The sequence below is a fragment of the Streptomyces sp. NPDC015242 genome, from assembly GCF_043079125.1.
GTDB lineage: Bacteria > Actinomycetota > Actinomycetes > Streptomycetales > Streptomycetaceae > Streptomyces.
Genome location: NZ_JBIBUF010000001.1, coordinates 1,169,499 through 1,186,590 on the forward strand (window position 1 = coordinate 1,169,499; position 17,092 = coordinate 1,186,590).

The following is a 17,092-nucleotide window of genomic DNA, read 5'->3' on the forward strand; positions in this document are numbered from 1 at the left end:
GACTGCCATGGGCAACACGGACACCACCGAGGACAAGCTCCGCGAGTACCTCAAGCGCGTCACCACCGACCTGCGCCAGACACGGCGCCGGCTCACCGACCTGGAGACGCGGGCGCACGAACCGATCGCCATCGTGGCGACCGCCTGCCGTATGCCCGGCGGCGTGCGCACCCCCGAGGACCTGTGGCAGGTCGTCGCCGATGGCGTCGACACCGTCTCGGACCTGCCGACCGACCGTGGCTGGGACCTGGACGCGCTCTACGACCCGGACCCCGACCGGGTCGGCACGAGCTACGTCCGCCAGGGCGCCTTCCTGCACGACGCCGCCGAGTTCGACGCCGGCTTCTTCGAGATCTCGCCGCGTGAGGCGACGGCGATGGACCCGCAGCAGCGTCTGCTGCTGGAGACCACCTGGGAAGCGTTCGAGCGGGCCGGCATCGATCCGACCACCCTGCGCGGCAGCGACACGGGCGTCTTCATCGGCGCCAGCAACCAGGCGTACGCCAACGACGGCACGGGCGCCCCCGAAGGCGTCGAGGGGCATCTGCTGACCGGTGGATCCGCCGCGGTCCTGTCCGGCCGTATCGCCTACAGCCTCGGTTTCGAGGGCCCCGCCGTCAGCCTCGACACCATGTGCTCCTCGTCGCTGGTCGCGCTGCACCTGGCGGTCCGCGCCCTGCGCTCCGGCGAATGCTCCATGGCCGTCGCCGGCGGTGCCACCGTCATGGCCACCATGCGCAACTTCATCGAGTTCAGCCGTCAGCGCGGACTCGCGCCCGACGGCCGCTGCAAGCCGTTCGCCGCCGGAGCGGACGGCACCGGCTGGGGCGAGGGCGTCGGCGTGCTCCTGCTGGAGCGGCTCTCGGACGCACGGGAGCGCGGCCACCAGGTCCTCGCGGTGGTGCGGGGCTCCGCCATCAATCAGGACGGCGCGTCCAACGGCCTCACCGCGCCGAACGGTCCCTCACAGCAGCGGGTCATCCGTGCGGCCCTCGCGGACGCCGGGGTGTCGGCGGCGGACGTGGACGTGGTCGAGGCGCACGGTACCGGCACCAAGCTCGGCGATCCGATCGAGGCACAGGCGCTCCTCGCCACCTACGGCAGGGAACACGACGCCGACCGTCCCCTCTGGATCGGCTCCCTGAAATCCAACATCGGCCACACCCAGGCCGCCTCGGGCATCGCCGGCGTCATCAAGATGGTCGAGGCCCTGCGGCACGACATCGTCCCCAAGTCTCTGCACGCGGACGAGCTCACCCCGCACGTCGACTGGTCCTCGGGCGCGCTGCGCCTGCTCACCGAAGCCGTCGCATGGCCCGAGCACGACCGGCCGCGCCGTGTCGGCGTCTCCTCCTTCGGCGGCAGCGGCACCAACGCACACGTCGTCATCGAACAGGCGCCCGTGGTCGAGGAGTTGGAGGCTTGCGGCGCCGAGCGGCCCGACACCGAGCGGCCCGGGACCGTCGTGCCGTGGCTGCTGTCCGCGCGCTCCGAGACCGCGCTGCGGGAGCAGGCCCAGCGGCTCGCCGAGCGCGTGCAGTCCGCGGACCTCCGTACAGCGGACGTCGCTCACACCCTGGCCACCGGCCGTGCCGCCCTGGAGGAGCGCGCGGTGGTCGTCGGCGCCGACCGCGACGCCCTGCTGGACGCCCTGCGCGCCGTGGCCCGCGGCGAACAGCCCGCAAACACCGCACGCGGCCTCACCACGAGCCCCGGCGAGGCCGTCGACCCGGTGTTCGTGTTCCCGGGTCAGGGGGCGCAGTGGGTGGGGATGGCGGTCGAACTGCTCGACTCCTCGCCGGTGTTCGCGGCGCGGTTCGCGGAGTGTGCTGAGGCGCTGTCGCCTTTTGTGGACTGGTCGTTGGTCGATGTGGTGCGTGGTGAGGGGGATGCTCCGGGGCTGGACCGGGTGGATGTGGTGCAGCCGGTGTTGTGGGCGGTGATGGTGTCGCTGGCTGCGGTGTGGGAGTCGTTCGGGGTGCGGCCGGCCGCTGTGGTGGGTCACTCGCAGGGTGAGATCGCTGCGGCGGTGGTGTCGGGCGCGCTCAGTGTCGAGGACGGTGCGCGGGTGGTGGCGTTGCGGTCGCAGGCGATCGTGGCGCTGGCGGGCCGGGGTGGGATGGTGTCGGTGGCGCTCTCCCACGAGGACACTGACGCTCTGATCGGCCGGTGGGTGGGCCGTATTTCGGTCGCTGCGGTCAATGGGCCCACCTCCACGGTTGTCTCCGGTGATGCGGACGCGCTGGACGAACTGGTCGCACACGCGGAGCATGAGGGCATTCGGGCGCGTCGTATCGAGGTGGATTACGCCTCACACTCGGCGCATGTCGAGGCCATCGAGGCCGAGTTGGCCCAGGTGCTGGCTCCCGTCGCGGCCGGAGAACCGTCCGTGCCGTTCCTGTCGACGGTGACGGGGGAGTGGATCACCGGCGGTGAGACGGACGGGGGGTACTGGTATCGCAACCTGCGCCAGACGGTGTTGCTGCAGCCCGCCATCGCCGCGCTGGTCGCCGACGGGCATGGCGCGTTCCTGGAGATGAGTCCGCATCCGGTGCTGACCGTTCCGGTGGCGGAGACCGTCGAGGCGGCGGGCGCGGACGCCGTGGTGGTCGGTTCCCTGCGGCGGGGCGAGGGCGGCCTGGACCGTCTGTACGTGTCCCTGGGTGAGGCGTGGGCGCGTGGTGTCGCGGTGGACTGGACGGCTGCCTTCGAGGGGTTGTCTCCGCGCCGTGTCGATCTGCCGACCTACGCCTTCCAGCGCCGCCGTTACTGGCTGGAGGCGCCGAAGGCCGGGGAGAAGGCCGCCGATCCGGTCGAGGAGCAGTTCTGGCGCACCGTTCAGGAGGGTGACCTCCAGGAAGTCGCCCGAACCCTCGGACTGGACAGCACCGAGGGACTGGGCGACATCGTCCCGGCGCTGTCCGCGTGGCGGCGGGCCGGCCGCGACCGTGCCACGGTGGACAGCTGGCGCTACCGGGTGGTCTGGCGGCCCTACGACCTCCCCGCCGCCGGCACCCTGCACGGCACCTGGCTCCTCGCCGTCCCCGAGACGCACCTCCGGTCCCCCTTGGTCGCCTCCGTGGCCCGCACCCTCGGCGAGGCGGGCGCGACCACCGTCACCCTCGCCATGGACGCCGGCGATCCGGACCGTGCCCGGATCGCCGCCCGGCTCGCGGACGCCGTCTCCGTCACCGGGCCGGCGTCCCTGCAAGGCGTCGTCTCCCTGCTCGCGCTCGACGAACGAGCCGCCCCCGGCCACCCGGGTGCCACCGCCGGCATGACCTCCTCCCTCGTCCTGCTCCAGGGGCTGCTGGACGCCGATCTCGACGCCCGGCTGTGGATCCTGACCAGCGAGGCCGTCACCACCGGAACCGGCGACACCGTCCGCAACCCGCTCCAGGGCGCCCTGTGGGGCTTCGGACGCGTCGTCGCCCTGGAACAGCCCCGGCGGTGGGGTGGACTGGTGGACCTGCCCGCCGAGCTGGACGAGGACACCGCGCGGGGGCTCGTCGCCGTTCTCGCCGCCCGCGCCGACGAGGACCAGACCGCACTGCGCGGCCGGACCGCCCACATCCGCCGCCTGGTGCGGGCCCCGCTCGCCGGACGCACCGCACCGCGCGCCTGGCGCACCAGCGGAGCCGCACTGGTCACGGGCGGAACCGGCGGCCTCGGCGCCCACACCGCCCGGCTGCTGGCCCGCAAGGGCGCCGAGCACCTGGTGCTGACCAGCCGCCGCGGACCGGACGCCCCCGGCGCCGCCGAACTGCGCGAGGAACTGACCGCCCTGGGCTGCCGCGTCACCATCGCCGCCTGCGACGTGGCCGACCGCGACGCCCTGGAGCGCCTGGTGGCCGAGGTCGAGTCGGACGGGCCCGCCATCCGGACCGTCGTGCACACCGCCGGCGTCGGCATGCTCGCGCCCCTCGCCGAGACCGACCTGGACTTCTTCGCCGAGGGTGCCCGCGCCAAACTGCTCGGCGCGGCCAACCTCGACGCCGTCTTCGACCACGACCGGCTGGACGCCTTCGTCCTCTACTCGTCCGTCGCCGGCACCTGGGGCAGCGGCGACCACGGCGCGTACTCGGCCTCCAACGCCTATGTCGACGCGCTCGCCGAGCACCGCAGGGCCCGCGGCCTGACCGGAACGTCCATCGCGTGGGGCATCTGGAGCCCAGAGGGCGGCGGTATGGCCGTCAACGTCGTGCGTGAGCAACTGCGCTGGCGCGGCATCCCGTTCATGGACGCGGAACTGGCCGTGACCGGTCTCCAGCAGGCCCTGGACCACGACGACACCTTCCTGGCCGTCGCCGACATCGACTGGGAACGCTTCGTCCCCGTCTTCACGGCCGCCCACCCCCGGCCCCTGCTGCACGAGGTCCCCGAGGTGGTCGAGGCGATGCGGGCCGACGAGCCCGACGTGGCCCATGCCGCCGACCGACTCGGCGGACTGCGCGCGGAACTGGCCGCCCAGCCGGGCGCCGAACGGGTGCGCACCCTCACCGACATCGTGCGCACCCAGGTCGCCGGCGTCCTCGGCCACGCCGACGGCAGCGAGATCGCCCCGCAGCGTGCCTTCCGGGAACTCGGCTTCGACTCCCTCACCGCCGTCGAACTGCGCAACCGCCTCAACGCGGCGACCGGACTGAGCCTCCCCGCCACCGTCGTGTTCGACTTCCCCAACGTTCACGACCTCGTCCGGCACCTGCTCGAACACCTCGTCCACGACACGGCGGACGAGCCGGCCGCAGCCCTGCCCGCCACCCCGTCGGCGGACAGTCCCGCACACCGGGACGAACCCATCGCGATCGTCTCGATGGGCTGCCGCTTCCCCGGAGGCGTCCACTCGCCCGAGGACTTCTGGCGACTCGTCCTCGACGAGACCGACGCCATATCCCCCCTGCCCGCGGACCGCCACTGGGACGTGGCGAACCTGTACGACCCCGACCCGGACCGGCCCGGCACCACCTACGCCCGCGAAGGCGGATTCCTGCACGACGCCGCCGAGTTCGACGCCGGCTTCTTCGGCATCTCGCCGCGTGAGGCGACGGCGATGGACCCGCAGCAGCGCCTGCTGCTGGAAACCAGCTGGGAGACCCTGGAGCGGGCCGGTATCGCCCCCGACAGCCTGCGCGGCAGCGACACGGGCGTCTTCGTCGGAGTGTCCCACCAGGGGTACGGTGCGAGCGGCGAGGTGCCCGAGGGACTCGAAGGGCACCTGATCACCGGTACCGTCACCAGCATCGCCTCCGGCCGTGTCTCCTACACCCTGGGGCTCGAAGGCCCGGCCGTGACCCTGGACACCGGCTGCTCCTCCGCACTCGTCGCCATGCACCTGGCCATCCGGTCCCTGCGCTCCGGCGAGTGCTCCCTCGCCCTGACCGGCGGTGCCGCCGTCATGGGCGAACCGATCGGCCTGGTGGGCTTCAGCCGCCAGCGGGGCCTGGCGGTGGACGGCCGCTGCAAGGCGTTCGGCGCCGACGCCGACGGCATGGGCATGGCCGAGGGCGTGGGCGTGCTGCTTCTGGAACGGCTGTCGGACGCCCGCGCCAACGGACACCAGGTCCTGGCCGTCGTGCGCGGCTCGGCCATCAACCAGGACGGGGCCTCCAACGGCCTCACCGCGCCCAACGGCCGCTCCCAGCAACGCGTCATCCGTGCCGCACTGGCGGACGCCGGGCTGTCCGGCGCGGACATCGACGCGGTCGAGGCCCACGGCACGGGCACCAAGCTGGGCGACCCGATCGAAGCGCAGGCCATCCTCGCCACCTACGGCCAGGAACACGACGCCGAGCACCCGCTCTGGCTGGGCTCGGTGAAGTCCAACATCGGCCACACCCAGGCCGCTTCCGGCATGGCCGGCGTCATCAAGATGGTGCAGGCCATGCGGCACGGCACCCTGCCCCGTACCCTGCACGCCGACACGGTCTCCCCGTTCGTCGACTGGTCGGCCGGACACGTGGAGGTCCTCACCGAGACCCGGCCCTGGGACGCGGACGGCCGTCCACGCCGGGCCGCCGTCTCGTCCTTCGGCGTCAGCGGCACCAACGCCCATGTGATCCTCGAACAGCCCACTACCGAGCCGGACTCCACCGAACCGGCTCCGGCCCCGGCCGGCACCGTCGTGCCGTGGCTGCTCTCCGCACGCTCCGCGGACGCGCTGCGCGCCCAGGCCGAGCGACTGCTGTCCCACCTGACGGACACCACGCCCGACCGCGCCGACGTGGCGCACTCCCTCCTCACGGGCCGTGCCGCCCTGGAGGAGCGCGCGGTGGTCGTCGGCGCCGACGACGACAGCCTCCTCGCCGGAGTACGCGCCCTCGCCACCGGCACGACCACCCCCGGCCTCGCCCGAGGCACCACCCAGCGCATCGGCGAGACCGTCGACCCGGTGTTCGTGTTCCCGGGGCAGGGGGCGCAGTGGGTGGGGATGGCGGTCGAACTGCTCGACTCCTCGCCGGTGTTCGCGGCGCGGTTCGCGGAGTGTGCTGAGGCGCTGTCGTCTTATGTCGACTGGTCGTTGGTTGATGTGGTGCGTGGTGAGGGGGGTGTTGCGGGGCTGGACCGGGTGGATGTGGTGCAGCCGGTGTTGTGGGCGGTGATGGTGTCGCTGGCGGCGGTGTGGGAGTCGTTCGGGGTGCGGCCGGCTGCTGTGGTGGGTCATTCGCAGGGTGAGATCGCTGCGGCGGTGGTGTCGGGTGCGTTGAGTGTGGCGGATGGTGCGCGGGTGGTGGCGTTGCGGTCGCAGGCGATCGTGGCGCTGGCCGGACGCGGCGGGATGGTGTCGGTGGCGCTCTCCCACGAGGACACCGATGCTCTGATCGGCCGGTGGGTGGGCCGGATCTCGGTGGCTGCGGTCAACGGGCCCACCTCCACGGTCGTGTCGGGCGACGCCGGCGCGCTGGACGAACTGGTCGCACACGCGGAGCGTGAGGGCGTTCGGGTGCGTCGTGTCGAGGTGGACTATGCCTCGCACTCGGCGCATGTCGAGGCGATCGAGGCCGAGTTGGCCGAGGTGTTGGCACCCATCGCGGCCGGAGAGCCGTCGGTGCCGTTCCTGTCGACGGTGACGGGGGAGTGGGTCACCGGCGGTGAGACGGATGCCGGGTACTGGTATCGCAACCTGCGCCAGACGGTGCGGTTGGAGCCGGCCGTGCGTCGACTCGCCCAGGCCGGTCATGGCGCGTTCCTGGAGATGAGTCCGCATCCGGTGCTGACCGTTCCGGTGGCGGAGACCGTGGAGGCGGCCGGCGCCGACGCCGTGGTCGTGGGGTCGCTGCGGCGGGGCGAGGGCGGCCTGGACCGTTTGTATCTGTCTCTGGGTGAGGCCTGGGCGCGTGGTGTCGCGGTGGACTGGACGGCCGCCTTCGAGGGGTTGTCCCCGCGCCGTGTCGACCTGCCCACCTACGCCTTCCAGCGTCGCCACTACTGGCTCGAACCGGTCGGACGCCCGGCCGCTGCCGACACGGGCTCCGACGGCGTGGACGTCCTCGACGACGACTTCTGGACCAGCGTCGAGAACCACGACCTCGACACCCTCGCCGGAGACCTCGGCATCGACGACGTGCGCTCACTGGCGAAGGTCGTACCGGCGCTGTCGTCCTGGCGGCGCGACCGCATCAACCGCTCGACCCTTGACGGCTGGCGTTACCGGGTGACCTGGCGGCCCCGCGCCGAACAGCCCGCCCGTGCCGCCGAACTCCCGGGCGTCTGGCTGGTGGTCGTACCCGCCGGGCACGAGGCCGACCCCTTCGTACGCACCGTCCTCGACGCCGTCGAAGGGCACGCGAGCGACGTGCGCGTCGTGGCCGCCGGAGCGCCCGAGGCCGAGCGCGACCGCATGGCGGACCTCGTACGGCAGCACACCGCGGACACCACCGTCGGCGGAGTGCTCTCGCTGCTCGCGCTGGACGAGTCGCCGTGGTCGCGGGAGGGCGTGCTGCCCACCGGCATGGTGCTGATGACCGCCCTGCTCCAGGCGCTCGGCGACGCACGGGTCGACGCACCCGTGTGGTGCGCCACGCGTGGGGCCGTCACCGTCCGCCGGGGGGACCCGCTCGTCAGCCCCCTGCAGGCGATGAGCTGGGGCCTCGGACGCATCGCCGCCCTGGAGTACCCGCAGCGCTGGGGCGGTCTCGTCGACCTGCCCGGGACGCTCGACGCCCGGGCCGCGCGGCGCCTGGCCACCGCCCTGTCCGGGGTGCTGGAGGAGGACCACGTCGCGGTGCGCCCGTCCGGGATCTTCGCCCGCCGGCTGGTGCGGGCGGGCGACGGGCCGCGCCCCGGAGGCACCTGGACGCCGTCCGGCACCGTGCTCGTCACCGGCGGCACCGGCGGGCTCGGCCGGCACGTCGCCCGCTGGCTCGCCCGCGGTGGCGCCGAGCACCTGGTGCTCGTCTCCCGGCGCGGACCGGCCGCCCCGGGCGCCGACGGACTCGTGGCCGAACTCGCGGAATTCGGCACCCCGGCCACCGTCGTCGCCTGCGACGTGTCCGACGCGGCAGCCGTCCGGCGACTCGTCGACGACCTGCCCGGGGGCGGCACCCTGACCGCCGTCTTCCACACCGCGGGCATCATCGACGACGGCCTCATCGACGCCCTCACCCCGCAGCGGGCCCACGACGTACTGCGGCCCAAGGCCGACGCGGCGCTCGCCCTCGACGCGGCCACCCGGCACCTGGACCTCGACGCGTTCGTCCTGTTCTCCTCCATGGCGGGCACCCTCGGCGGACCCGGCCAGGGCAGCTACGCCGCCGCCAACGCCCACCTCGACGCCCTCGCCGCCCGCCGGCGCGCCGAAGGACTGCCCGCCACCTCGATCGGCTGGGGCACCTGGGCCGGCGGCGGCATGGTCGGCGAGGAGGTCGCCGAACGGCTGCGCCGCGACGGCGTGCCGCCGATGGACCCCGAACTCGCCGTCGCCTCCCTGCAGAAGGCGCTCGACGAGGACGAGGAGTTCCTCATCGTGGCCGACGTCGACTGGAAGCTCATCACCGCCCGGGCCTTCGCCGCACTGCGCGAACTGCCCGAGACCCGGGCCGCCGTCGCCGACCGGGCGGTGGAGCGGGAGACCGAACCGGTCGACGGGCCGCCGCTCGTCAAGCGGCTGGCCGCCCTGGCTCCCGCCGAGCGCCGTGCCACCCTGCTGATGGAGATCCGCACACAGGCCGCCGCCATCCTCGGGCACGACGACGCCGCCGCGGTTCCCGAGGGCCGCGCCTTCCGCGACCTCGGCTTCGACTCGCTGACCGCGGTCGAACTGCGCAACCGGTTCGCCGAGGCCACCGGGCTGCGGCTGCCGGTCACCCTCGCCTTCGACCACCCCACCGCGTCCGCCCTCGCCGCCCACCTGGACGGCGAACTGTTCGGCGGGCAAGCCGTCGACGCCCTGCCCGCCCTGCCCACGGCGTCCGTGACCGACGACCCCGTGGTCATCGTCGGCATGGGCTGCCGCTTCCCCGGCGGCGTCACCTCCCCGGAGGAGCTGTGGCAGCTCGTCGCCGACGGCACCGACGCCATCACCCCGTTCCCCGGCGACCGCGGCTGGGACATCGAGAACCTGTACGACCCCGACCCCGACCGCGTCGGCCACTCCTACGCCCGGCACGGCGGATTCCTGCACGACGCCGACCGGTTCGACCCGGCGTTCTTCGGCATCTCCCCGCGTGAGGCGGTCGCCATCGACCCGCAACACCGGCTGCTGCTCGAAACCTCCTGGGAGACGTTCGAACGCGCCGGCATCGACCCGGAAGGGCTGCGCGGCGCCCGGGCCGGCGTGTTCGTGGGCTCCAACTACAACGACTACGCCCGCAGGGTGAGCCGGGCCCCCGAGGAACTGGAGGGATACCTGGCCACCGGCAGCGCGTCCAGCGTCGCCTCCGGCCGCATCGCCTACACCTTCGGCCTCGAAGGCCCCGCCGTCACCGTCGACACCGCCTGCTCCTCGTCGCTGGTCGCCCTGCACCTGGCCGTGCAGGCCCTGCGGTCCGGGGAATGCGAACTGGCCCTGGCCGGCGGCGTCACCGTGATCTCCACGCCGGACACGTTCGTCGAGTTCAGCAGGCAGCGCGCGCTGTCGCCCGACGGACGCTGCAAGCCGTTCGCCGCCGAGGCCGACGGAGCGGGCTGGGCCGAGGGCGTCGGCTTGCTCCTGCTGGAACGCCTCTCCGACGCCCGCCGCAACGGGCACCCCGTCCTCGCCGTCGTCGCGGGCACCGCGGTCAACCAGGACGGCGCCTCCAACGGACTGACCGCGCCCAGCGGCCCCGCCCAGCAGCGCGTCATCCGCCAGGCCCTCGCCTCCGCCGGGCTGTCCCCGGCCGACGTCGACGCCGTCGAGGCGCACGGCACCGGCACGAGACTCGGCGACCCGATCGAGGCGCAGGCCCTGCTCGCCACCTACGGCCAGGACCGGCCCGCCGAACGCCCGCTGTGGCTGGGGGCGCTGAAGTCCAACATCGGGCACACCCAGGCCGCCTCCGGTGTCGCCGGCGTCATCAAGATGGTGATGGCGATGCGGCACGGCATCCTGCCGCGCACCCTGCACGCCGACCGCCCCTCCCCGCACGTCGACTGGTCCAGCGGCGCCGTGCGCCTGCTGCACGAGCAGCGGGTCTGGGAACCGGGCGACGGACCCCGGCGCGCCGGCGTCTCCTCCTTCGGGGTCAGCGGCACCAACGCCCACGTCATCCTCCAGGAACCGGACCTGCCCGCACCCGCGCAGCCGCAGCCCGGCGCCCGGACCGCGCGGGCACTTCCCTGGCTGCTGTCCGCCCGCGGCACCGCCGCCCTGCGCGACCAGGCCCGCCGCCTCCTGGACCACCTCACCGCCCACCCCCGGACCGCGCCGGCCGACCTCGCGCTGTCCCTGGCGACCACCCGCGCCCGGCTGGAGGACCGGGCGGCCGTCGTGGCCGACGGCGCCGACGCCCTCACCCAGGCGCTCACCGCCCTCGCCGAGGGCCGGGAACACCCCCAGCTGATCACGGGCCGCGCCCGCGGCGGCAGGACGGCGTTCCTCTTCTGCGGCCAGGGCACCCAGCGCCCCGGGACCGGCCGGGCCCTGTACGAGACCCACGAGGTGTTCGCCGACGCGCTCGACGCCGTCTGCGCCCACCTCGACGCCCACCTCGGCACACCGCTGCGCGACGTCCTGTTCGCCGAACCCGGCAGCGCGGAAGCGGCCCTGCTCGACCGCACCGACTACACCCAGGCCGCACTGTTCGCCGTGCAGGTCGCCCTGTACCGGCTGCTGGAGAGCCTGGACGTACGGCCCGACGTGCTGCTCGGCCACTCCGTCGGCGAGATCGCCGCCGCCCACGCCGCCGGCGCCCTCACCCTGGAGGACGCCTGCCACCTGGTCGCCGTGCGCGGCCGGCTCATGGCCGGCCTCCCCGAGGGCGGCGCCATGATCTCCGTACAGGCCCCCGTGGAGGAGGTGGCACCACTGCTCGCCGCGTACGAGGGCCGGGTGTCCGTCGCCGCCGACAACAGCCCCCTCGCCACCACGCTGTCCGGCGACGAGGGTGACGTCACCGCGCTCGCCGCCGAACTCGCCGCGCAGGGCCGCAGGACCCGCCGCCTCAACGTCAGCCACGCCTTCCACTCGCACCGCATGGACGGCATGCTCGACGCCTTCGCCGAGCACACCGCGGGGCTGGCGCACGCGGTCCCCGAACTGCCGGTGGTGTCCACCGTCACCGGACGCCCCGTCACCGCCGCGGAACCCCTCGACGGCGCCTACTGGGTGCGCCAGGTCCGCGACGGCGTCCGCTTCCGGGCCGGCATCCGCACCCTGGAGGAGCAGGGCGTCACCACCTACGTGGAGATCGGCCCGGGCGGTGTGCTCACCGCGCTCGCCGGGGAGTGCGTCGACGGCGACGCCCTTCTGGTGCCCACCCTCGCCCGGGACACCGAGGAGGACCGGTCGCTGACCTCCGCCCTCGCCCGGCTGCACACCCACGGCCACCACGTCGGCTGGGACACCTGGTTCGCTCCCACCGGTGCCCGGCGCACCGACCTGCCGACCTACCCCTTCCAGCGGCGCCGCTACTGGCTTGAGGCGACCGGCGGCGCCGCCACGGGCCCGGACTCCGTACGGCACCCCCTGCTCACCGCGGCCGTGCCGCTGGCCGACGGCGACGGCCTGCTCCTGACCGGCACCGTCTCCGTGGACAGCCGGCCCTGGCTCGCCGACCACGCCCTCGACGGCCGGATCCTGTTCCCCGGCACCGCCTTCCTGGACCTCGCCCTCGAGGCGTGCGCCCACGTGGGCGCCGGCCGCGTCGGCGACCTCACGCTGAACACGCCGCTCGTCCTGCCCGGACACGGCGGCGTGCAGCTCCAGGTCGCCGTCTCGGCGCCCGGCGCGGACGGCGACCGCACGCTGACCGTGCACTCCCGACCCGTCACCGGCGACGGCGCGGACGCCCCCTGGACCCGGCACGCCGAAGGCGTCCTCCTCGCCGCCCCCGCGGCCGCGGGCGAGCCCGCTCCGGCCGCCTGGCCGCCGCCCGGCGCCACCCCCGTGGACGTGACCGGCCTGTACGAGGGGATCGCCGAACGCGGCTTCGCCTACGGCCCCGCCTTCCGCGGGCTGCGAGCCGCCTGGCGCGACGGCGACACGGTGTACGCGGAGATCGCCCCCGAGGACGGCGAACACCTCCAGGGCACCGACCGGTTCCGCATCCACCCCGCCCTCCTCGACGCGGCCCTGCACACCGTGGCCCTCACCGTCACCGACGGCACGGGCACCGTGCTGCCGTTCGCCTTCCAGGACGTCACCCCGCACGCCGCCGGGCCCGACGCCCTGCGGGTGCGGCTCGTGCCGGCCGGGGAGCACACCCACCGGGTGACGCTTCTCGACGGCACCGGGGCGCCGGTCGCGGAGATCGGCACGCTCGCCCTGCGGGCCGTGGACACCGCGGCCCTGCCGGCCACCGCGGGCGCCGGCGCGCTGCACACCGTCCGCTGGACCCCGGCGGCCCCCGCCGGACCGTCCGGCACGGTCGCCCCGTTGCATCTCGTGGGCCCGGCGGCGGACCTCACCGGCCACCCGGCCCTGGCCCGGGCCGTGCGGTACGCCGATCCGGCCGCGCTGGCCGCGGCGACCACCGGGACCGCCGCACCGCGCACCGTGCTGGCTGTCGTGCCGGCACCCGACGACGACACCGACCCCGCCACCGCCGCCCGGCAGGCCACCCACCAAGCGCTGCGGCTGGTGACCGAGTGGCTCGCGCAGGACGCCCTCGCCGCCTCCCGGCTGGTCCTGCTGACCCACCACGCGGTCACCACCGGTCTCGGCGACGCCTCCCGCACCGATCCCGCGCACGCCGCCGTATGGGGCCTGGTCCGTGCGGCGCGGACCGAGAACCCCGGCCGGTTCGCGCTCGTCGACCACGACGGCACGGCCGCCTCCCTGGCCCTGCTGCCCACCACCCTGGCCGGCGAGGACAGCGAGACCGCACTGCGGGACGGGGCCGCCCTGGTTCCGCGGCTGACCCGCGCCACGCCCGGCACCGACGCGCCCGACGCCGTCGGCGACGGCACGGTGCTCGTCACCGGCGCCGGCGGTGTCCTGGCCCGGCGGATCGCCCGCCACCTGGTCACCGCGCACGGCACCCGCTCGCTGCTGCTGGCCGGGCGGCGCGGCGCCTCCGCCGAGGGCATGACCGAACTGTGCGAGGAACTGCGCGCCCACGGCGCCCGCGTCACCGTCGCCGCCTGCGACGTGGCCGACCGGCAGGCCCTGACCGCCCTGCTCGCCCAGGTCCCCGACGACCGGCCGCTGACCGCGGTCGTGCACACCGCCGGCGTCCTCGACGACGGCATCGTGCAGTCGCTCACCCCGGAACGCCTGGACACCGTGCTGCGCGCCAAGGCCGACGCGTCCCTGCTGCTGGCGGAACTGACCCGCGACACCGGCGCCGCGCTCGTCCTGTTCTCCTCCCTCGCCGGCACCCTCGGCGGGGCCGGACAGGCCAACTACGCGGCCGCCAACGCCTTCCTCGACGCGTTCGCCGCCCGCAGCACCGCCGCCGGACGCCGCGTGCAGGCCCTCGCCTGGGGGCTGTGGGCGGAGCGCAGCGGAATGACCGGCACCCTGGCCGAGACCGACCTGCGCCGCATCGCCCGCAGCGGCCTGCGCCCCATGCAGACGGCCGACGCGCTCGCCCTGCTGGACACGGCGCTGCGCAGCACCCAGGCCTGGTTCGCCCCCGCGGACCTGGACACCGGCGCGCTGCGCGGGCCGGACGGGGCGGTGCCCGACCTGCTCCGCGACCTCGTTCCCGCCCGCGCCCGGCAGGCGGCCCGTACGGCCCCCGCCGCACCGGCCACCGCCACCGCCGGGGACAGCCTGCGCGAACGCCTGGCCGGGCTGGACGCAGGCGCCCGCCACAGTGCCGTACTGGAAGCCGTGCTCGCCCAGGCGGCCCTGGTCATCGGCCACGACGCCCCCGACTCCCTCGATCCCGAGCGAGGCTTCCTGGACATCGGTTTCGACTCCCTGACCGCCGTCGAGTTGCGCAACCGGCTCGGCACGCTCGCGGGCGTACGGCTGCCGGCGACGCTCATGTTCGACCACCCCACCCCCGAGCGGCTCGCCGCCCACCTGCTGGAGCGGCTGGCCCCCGCCGAACCGCCCGCCGCCTCCCCGGCCGCCGCGGACCGGCTGGAGCAACTGGAGGCGCGGTTCGCGGAGGCGCTGGCGGACCCGGACCTCCACGCGGGGCTGCGGGTGCGGCTGCGCGGCTTCCTGGACCGGCTCGACGGCGCCCCCGCACCTGTCCCGGCATCCGTCCCGACGCCGGCCCCGGCGCCGGGACAGGGCCCGGACGCACCCACCGACGAGGTCTCCGACGAGGAACTCCGCGCCTTCCTGGAGGGCGACCTCGACGACGCCTGAGCACCGACCCCCGGCCGCCGCGGCGCGGATCCGTTCCTGTCGCGGCGGCCCCCGGCCCGCACGCCGACTCCGATCCCGATTCCGATTCCGGATCTCGATCCCGATTCCAATTTCGCCCGACCCGCCGACCGTCCGACCCGCCGACCGTCCGATCCGCCGACCGCCCGACCGCCCGACCGCCCGACCCGCCGACCGTCCGATCCGTCCCACGACCCGAACATGATCCGGCGCCCGCACGACCGCGGGCGTCCCGCCCACCGATCCGCTCCACACGGCCGGGAACCCCCAGCCCCGCCGGCCGTCCGCCCCTTGTCACCTGGATGGAACAGTGAAGGCTCTTGTGCTCGCGGGGGGATCCGGTACGCGACTGCGACCGATCACCCACACGTCCAGCAAGCAACTGGTCCCGGTCGCCAACAAGCCGATCCTCTTCTACGGACTGGAATCCATCGCCGCCGCCGGCATCACCGAGGTCGGCGTCATCGTCGGCAGCACCGCCGCCGAGATCCAGGCCGCGGTCGGCGACGGTTCCGCCTTCGGCCTCGACATCACCTACATCCCGCAGAGTGAACCCCTCGGTCTCGCCCACGCGGTCCTCATTGCCCGGTCCTTCCTCGGCGACGACGACTTCGTGATGTACCTCGGCGACAACTTCGTCCTGGACGGCATCAGCGACGTCGTCGACGAGTTCCGCAAGAACCCCTGCGACGCGCAGATCCTGCTCACCCGCGTCAGCGACCCCACCGCCTTCGGCGTGGCCGTGACCGACGACCAGGGCAACGTCGTCGAACTCGAGGAGAAGCCGCGGACACCGCGCAGCGACCTCGCCGTCGCCGGCGTCTACCTGTTCAGCCCCGTCGTCCACGACGCCGTCCGCGCCATCCGGCCCTCCGCCCGCGGCGAGCTGGAGATCACCGATGCCCTCCAGTGGATGATCGACCGGCGGATGACCGTGCGCTCCACGGTCATCACCGGCTACTGGAAGGACACCGGGAACGTCACCGACATGCTGGAGGTCAACCGCACGCTCCTGGAACGCCTCCAGCCCCGCGTCGACGGGTGCGTGGACGACGAGAGCGAGATCATCGGACGGGTCAGGATCGAGGCCGGGGCCCAGGTCCGGCGCTCCCGCATCGTGGGCCCCGCCATCATCGGCGCGGGCAGCGTCGTCACCGACTCCTACATCGGACCGTCCACGTCGGTCGCCGAGGAGTGCCTGATCAGCCACAGCGAGATCGAGTACTCCATCGTCCTGCGGGGGTCCTCCTTCGACCGCATCCGCCGCGTGGAGGCGTCCCTCGTCGGACGCAACGTCAAGGTCACCCTCGCGCCCCGGCTGCCCGCCACCCACCGCCTCGTGATCGGGGACCACGGACAGGTCCAGTTCTCCTCATGAGCGGTGTCCGTCTCCTCGTCGTCACCGCGGTCGCCGCCGAACGCGACGCCGCGGCCAGCGGGTTCGGTCCCGCAGCCACGCTCCCACAGCCCGTGCCCGCGCTCGCGCCGTCAGGGCGGGACGTGGTCCGCGTGACGACGGGCGGCGACGGTTCCAGTGACCGGCCGGTCCGCGCCGACCTCGTCGCCGGGGGCGTCGGACCGGCCGCGTCGGCGGCGAGCACCGCGACCGCGCTGACCGCGGCGGCCGCCCGCGGCGAACCCTACGACCTGGTCGTCTCCGCCGGCATCGCGGGCGGGTTCGCCCCCGTCGCGGCCCTCGGCTCCGTCGTCGTCGCCGACCAGGTCATCGCCGCCGACCTGGGAGCCGACTCGCCCGACGGGTTCCTGCCCGTCGACGCCCTCGGTTTCGGCACCACGGCACACACCTGCGCGCCGCACCTCGCCGCGGCCGTCGCCCGCGGGCTCGGAGCCGTCCACGCACCCGTCCTGACCGTCTCCACCGCCACCGGCACCGCCGAACGCGCCGCCGTACTGCGGGAACGCCACGGCGCCGTCGCCGAGGCGATGGAGGGGTTCGGGGCCGCCGAGGCCGCCGCCGGGCACGGCACACCGTTCCTGGAGATCCGCACCATCTCCAACGCGGTCGGTCTGCGCGACCGCTCCGCCTGGCGCGTCCCGGAGGCGCTGGCCGCCCTGCGGGACACCTTCGCGGTCCTGCGCACCGTGCTCACGCGGGGCGTACCCCCGCCCTACGGCTGACCGCCGACGGCCGGCGACAACTCCGGGGGCGCC

Annotated in this window: 3 protein-coding genes; all 3 read left to right on the forward strand. The window is 74.5% G+C overall.

What is annotated here, in order from left to right; translation table 11 throughout:
* Positions 1-7: 7 nt before the first annotated feature.
* Positions 8-14,902, forward strand: a complete 14,895-nt coding sequence (locus tag ACF07N_RS05055) for a type I polyketide synthase (RefSeq protein WP_392108490.1) — start codon at positions 8-10, stop codon at positions 14,900-14,902.
* A gap of 328 nt (positions 14,903-15,230) precedes the next feature.
* Entirely contained in the window at positions 15,231-16,298 is a 1,068-nt protein-coding gene (locus ACF07N_RS05060; RefSeq protein ID WP_392108493.1) for a glucose-1-phosphate thymidylyltransferase, read from the forward strand.
* On the forward strand, positions 16,295-17,059 hold the full coding sequence (locus ACF07N_RS05065; RefSeq protein ID WP_392108496.1) for a futalosine hydrolase: 765 nt from the start codon (positions 16,295-16,297) through the stop codon (positions 17,057-17,059). Before ACF07N_RS05060 ends, ACF07N_RS05065 begins: the two co-directional genes overlap by 4 nt.
* Positions 17,060-17,092 lie beyond the last annotated feature (33 nt).

Excerpts from the sequence above, each read along its gene's own strand:
- ACF07N_RS05055 (WP_392108490.1), top strand. The coding sequence starts at position 8 with ATGGGCAACACGGACACCACCGAGGACAAGCTCCGCGAGTACCTCAAG.
- ACF07N_RS05065 (WP_392108496.1), top strand. The coding sequence starts at position 16,295 with ATGAGCGGTGTCCGTCTCCTCGTCGTCACCGCGGTCGCCGCCGAACGC.